The organism is Prevotella sp. BV3P1 (assembly GCF_000479005.1).
Lineage (GTDB): Bacteria > Bacteroidota > Bacteroidia > Bacteroidales > Bacteroidaceae > Prevotella.
On record NZ_AWXC01000031.1, the window covers coordinates 1 to 5,155 of the forward strand.

Sequence of the window (5,155 nt, forward strand, 5' to 3'; positions counted from 1 at the left end):
GAATTAAACGCAGCTTAACAATAAACACAGCAAAAAAACAGCCACCCTTTGCTTACTACTGCCTCTAAATTACAAACTAAACGAACAAGGCATCCTGCTCACAAACAAAGAACTACAATGACATCTCATTTTTTTACAACGAAAGAGCCATGTGATGCCAGTTTGGAATGCGCACTTGCACATCTACATTTACGATGAACGATGGAGCGTAGATGCCTGATTTATCACGGTACGTCTGAGCAACAACAACGGGTGAGAAGTTATCATTTTTCTTGACAACTACTCTCTCATATTTTGTTTATTTGTCAGCGACCCGCCAAGTGCTCGCAAATATTGAAAATATACACAAAGACCATATCTCCGTATTTATCAAGACATTGCGGCTATCACGGCTCATCTTGGCACGTTTTACTCATGGTTTTTCACGTTATAAAGCGCATTTTAGACGCTTAAAGGATACGTTTAACAGCTTAAAGTCATGTTTATAGGAGGAGAAAGGCATGGAGTTTGCCTTCACAATGCAATGCTTTTTTCACCGACCGAACGTTTTTCTTGTTCGGCAAGCAATAATTGCAGCGCAATTGCCTATCCATTTTTTCTATTTCAACATTTTACAGGAGGCTTTTTATTGTCATTTTTACGGACAAAGCCAAGAATGGAAAAGACCTGCAAGTGCCACATATAGGGTTGCGATGAAACTTGTGTGAGGAAGCCAACCGCCTGCTTAAAGACCACTAAACTGTCGCAAACGCAACAAGTTGTCCTCCCACAAATCTTTCAAGGTATCTACATCGTCATCATCGGCAAAATCGGTAATCACGAGAATGTAATCGTCCGTAATGTCGCATTTTTCCATGCGCAGCTCTACGTATGCATTCGCGTCTTCCTCATCCAGCCACCTGAAACGCAGGTAATGAAATTTTACCTTTGCTACAACTTTGGCTTGCCGTGTTTCATGATGCGCATATAGTTCACCCCATCTGAAATTCAATAGGTCACCTTGTTTCTGTATGTCATCGGCCAGCCATCGAGCCAACTGATCAGGCTCACTAATCAGATTCCAGATGATACTTTGCGAATTAGACTTTAACTCTCTCTCTATTTTGACTTGTTGTTTGGGCATGTCGAATAGTTTCTTGGTGATAATCATGTATTACGTACAAATATAGCAAAATATATTGTAACGAAATAAAAAAATATATTTTTATTGTGTATTTAAAAAGATTGTAGTATCTTTGCAGCCGCAAATGAACGATATGGCGGGATAGCTCAGCTGGTTAGAGCGCATGATTCATAATCATGAGGTCACCGGTTCAATCCCGGTTCCCGCTACAAAAGCCCTGTTAGTCTGTTGAAAGATTTGCAGGGCTTTTTGTTTGAAAAGACGTTTTATCGTTCTAACGATTAACCTAACAGAGCGCCGGAATGAAAAACCACACCCGGCGTTCATGAAGAAAATGATTACACGAAATCATCATCATACAAAAAAATCATGAAAAAAATCATTCTTACAGCTTTTGTCGCACTTGCTGCCATCGCCACAGGTGCACAAACAAAGAAAGTGTCACTCAAGACACTACAGTTCCGCGATCCCTGCATCCTTGCAGACAAGCCCTCACACACCTATTATCTCTATCGCTCGAACAGCGTAAAGAAACCAGATGGAACCATGGTGGGAGGTGTAGAGGTTTACACCAGCACCGACCTGCATGCGTGGCGAGGCCCCAAACAGGTTCTTACACTGCCGTCGACCAACTGGAGCACAGGGACGATTTGGGCTCCGGAAGTACACGAATACCGGGGGAAATATTATGCCTTCGTCACCGTGAACAGCGACATTGTTTGGAAGAAAAAAGTAGAGGGCTGGCCCGACTACACCTGGCGTGGCACACAGATACTGCGCGCCGATAAGCCAGACGGTCCGTTTCTGCCGCTGTCAACACTCCAACAGACACCACTCGACGAGATGGCGCTTGATGGGACATTGTGGGTAGAAGATGGCGTTCCCTACATGGTGTACTGCCATGAGTGGGTGCAACTGGGCGACGGAGCCGTGAACGCAATACGCCTTTCGCCCGACCTCTCGAAAGCCGTGGGTGCGCCGCAGATGCTTTTCCGTGGATCGGCTGCGCCATGGGCAAACAGTACGGGCATGGAAGAAAAAGGACTGCCAATCTCTATCATCACCGATGGCTGCTACCTCTATCGCACACGCACCGGCAAGCTGCTCATGATATGGTCGAGTTATCACAAGGGCGAATACACTACGGGCATCGCCGAATCGGTTACAGGCAAGATAGCCGGGCCGTGGAAGCAACAACCCGAGCCCATCTACCGCAACGATGGCGGGCATGGCATGCTCTTCCGCACCTTCAGTGGACAGCTCTGCCTTACGCTGCATCAACCTAACAAAAGTGAAGAACGGGTACACATCTTCAAGGTAGACGACCTTGGCAGCACGCTGCGACTTGGTGCTGAAATTGAACAGGAATAAAGGTTGCAGTAATCAAACAGCTATTCAGCTGTAGAAATCAAATAGTATTGTACATACTAAATCGTATTGAAAATCCAAAAACATATCGTCCAGAGCATCGCTCTGGACGATATGTTTTGGCCTTTTACCCAGTGTCTCCCTTGTATCGTTTTCCAACAATGTTAGGACGTGTACTGTTTTCTTGCATCTGAGCACGATTATTCGCCGTACTCATCAACTCGTCATCAAAGTTTGTCTAACACTCCAAGAAAAGGAACGCTGTGAGAGATCTCTCTTTAATTCATTTTCATGGTGAAGCCACCGCCCGGAGCCAGGTGCACGGATTCAAGCTTCATCTGGCATGTAATGACAGAGGGGAAATCATAGCTTTCGTTCTTACTGGAGCAAACGTCAGTGACAAAGACACAAAGGTTTTCAAGGTTCTTGCATTTCGCTTGCAAGCGAAAGCCAATTTTCTGCGTTTTTTGTCCGTCGCTTGCAAGCGAAACACTGTTTTTCGCGTTTTCTGCATTTCGCTTGCGAGCGATGTCTTTTCTTTATTTTCAGTCCTTCATTGGTTGGCGAAAGATTGGTCGGGATTATTCATCTCCGAAATCGCTGAACGGCTGCGCAATGCGCCCATGACAACGCTCTAAAGAGCGTACCTGCGCCAAATTCCTATCGATATATAGAGAATATGCCTCTAAACTTCTTTGTACTGGCCTGGCGCTGGATGTCCAATAGCGTCCGCAACTCCCAACAGCGCCTAGACCTCCCCTAAGATAGCTACCCAAGGCTGGCAAGTAAAAGTATTTATTTGCATCAGTTGCAGAAGGGAGTACGTCAGATGGAGTGTTTTTAAAGTAACGGTATTTGCGTCTTGTACGCTGGTCGGCATCGAAAGTACGCAGGTCGATTATACCATAGAAAGAATGTTCTGTGGAATAATCAATGATGTTTGCTTTCTTCAAGAACCACATTCCCCCTTTATATAAAAGTCCCATGCTTGTCCATAACTCGTCTTTGTCCCAACGGGGATCACCCTTCATGACATACCATGAGAGTTCGTTAACATTAGGCAAACTCTTGAAAAGGACGGTCTGCGCTTCATATCCCATGCCGTCGTCTGGGACAGTTTCGTTATAATAACGAGGGTCGCTGTTGTTCTGTGGGTAGTTATTAGAAGAAATGCGGTCTGTGGTTGGCTGGTCACCCCCTTTGTTCCACTCATGACCGAACCAATATTGTTGCTGAGCGTCCCACATATAATAATGACTACCATCGTAGTCTCGTGGGTTAAGATTGAATATCATATTATAGTACTTATTCTTAGCGAAAAAGTGTGAGGAGAGAGTTTTGGTGACTGTTCCTTCTATATCACGATGATTTTCTGTAATGCCTTTTACCCAGTAACGTATTCTGAGCGTATGCGTACCAGGTTTGATAATCATGCAGGCACCATTGGTTGTAATGTCTGCCGAAGTATTGGTCAGAGGGAAGCCTTCAGCGTATGCCCCGCTGCCCTTTGTTGTAAGTACAATCTGCTGACCACTACCCGTCCCTGTCAGTTCTCCGGTAGTAGGATCAAGGGTATAGGTGTCGGTGATGTCATTGTCGGAGTTAACTTCTATTTTGGTAAGGTAGCAGTCGTGCAGCACCTTATTTGTGGTGTAAGGCTGAAAGACAAGGTAGGCTGCTTGGTGGTCGAGTTTGAAGCTGAATGCTTTCCCTCCTATAGTGCCAGTGGCATCAGCCGTGCCACAGTCGCCGGATTCGCCAAAGTGAATAGTGGTGTTGGGGACAGTCTGTGTCTGTGCAGCAGGAATGGTTACTTGATTGTTTGTGCCATTCTTGCCAGGATAGTAAACCTTGTAAGTGGCACTATTATTGAAATCACCATCTACCTTGAAATTAAAAAATGTTGTCTTGGCTGTTGGCGTATTCTTGCTTTTCCGCCAAACATTGTTATCATCCTTTACGTAGATATAATCACCAGCTTCCCAATAAAAATTACCAGTGCTGTAGTCCATTGTAGTGCGGCTTTCTGGGGCACCTGCAGAGAATGTAGTCAAATTCTTGTCGTTGTCGCTATCCGTGTCTGTCGTTTTCTGCGCTACATCTTCATTGGCACAGGACATAAACGCCAGCATAAAACAGCAAAGAGTTGCGAGCGACTTTGCCTTAAATAAATCTTTTTTCATTTATTTCTTCCTTTTTATTTTCTTTCTGTTGATAACTCTCTTTTATCAGTCTTCCAAAGGGAGAAGCTTTCTTCGTCTTCGGAGTTCTCCCATAGCAATCCCTGCTTAGCACCGGAAATCGTACCGCCGGGCTGGGCAGGATTGTGCTGGCTCGGGAAAGAGGTTTCCATCAGCGTGAAAGGCTCCATATGTACTAACATGCATTTGGGAGCACAATAGGTTTTTAACTGATTTCTTTTCATAATCTACATGATAATTTGATGAATAAAATTCTTCTTATTTCGTTTTTTTGTCGGTTGGTAAAAGGGCATGAAAAACTGAACAAAGGGAACTTCGGAAAGCCCTTTGTTTATGGGAGATACGGCGCGCCTCACGCGCGCGTATGCGGAAATGTTTTAGAGTTTGGTTATTGGCGTGGCGCCTATGAGAGAGAGAGAGAGAGAGAGAGAGAGAGAGAGAGAGAGAGTAGACTAATTAGTTA

General features: G+C 44.8%; 5 protein-coding genes, 1 tRNA gene and 1 pseudogene. 4 read left to right on the forward strand and 3 right to left on the reverse strand.

Going from position 1 to position 5,155, the window contains the following annotated elements; all coding sequences use genetic code 11:
• Positions 1–724 precede the first annotated feature (724 nt).
• The gene (locus HMPREF1254_RS05770; protein ID WP_004351058.1) at positions 725–1,123 is read right to left on the reverse strand and encodes an START-like domain-containing protein; all 399 of its coding nucleotides are present in this window, start codon (positions 1,121–1,123) and stop codon (positions 725–727) included.
• A 135-nt stretch (positions 1,124–1,258) separates the two neighbouring features.
• Here HMPREF1254_RS05770 and HMPREF1254_RS05775 point away from each other — a divergent pair.
• The 3 genes and pseudogenes from HMPREF1254_RS05775 to HMPREF1254_RS11725 form a co-directional block, all read left to right on the forward strand.
• Positions 1,259–1,332 (forward strand) — tRNA-Met (locus HMPREF1254_RS05775).
• A 160-nt stretch (positions 1,333–1,492) separates the two neighbouring features.
• Entirely contained in the window at positions 1,493–2,494 is a 1,002-nt protein-coding gene (locus tag HMPREF1254_RS05780; protein WP_023057728.1) for a glycoside hydrolase family 43 protein, read from the forward strand.
• A gap of 260 nt (positions 2,495–2,754) precedes the next feature.
• Positions 2,755–2,940, forward strand: a pseudogene (locus HMPREF1254_RS11725) (transposase); the annotation flags it as partial.
• Positions 2,941–3,072: 132 nt separating this feature from the next.
• Here the strand turns inward: HMPREF1254_RS11725 and HMPREF1254_RS05785 are convergent.
• Together HMPREF1254_RS05785 and HMPREF1254_RS11730 are read right to left on the reverse strand one after the other, a co-directional pair.
• The gene (locus HMPREF1254_RS05785) at positions 3,073–4,674 is read right to left on the reverse strand and encodes a fimbrillin family protein (RefSeq protein ID WP_155945426.1); all 1,602 of its coding nucleotides are present in this window, start codon (positions 4,672–4,674) and stop codon (positions 3,073–3,075) included.
• Positions 4,675–4,688: 14 nt separating this feature from the next.
• Entirely contained in the window at positions 4,689–4,874 is a 186-nt protein-coding gene (locus tag HMPREF1254_RS11730) for a hypothetical protein (RefSeq protein ID WP_231385815.1), read from the reverse strand.
• 60 nt (positions 4,875–4,934) lie between these two features.
• On the opposite strand from HMPREF1254_RS11730, the gene HMPREF1254_RS12315 reads away from it, so the two are divergent.
• Positions 4,935–5,155 (forward strand): hypothetical protein (locus HMPREF1254_RS12315; protein WP_231385816.1); only part of this gene is annotated, 221 nt, incomplete at its 3' end.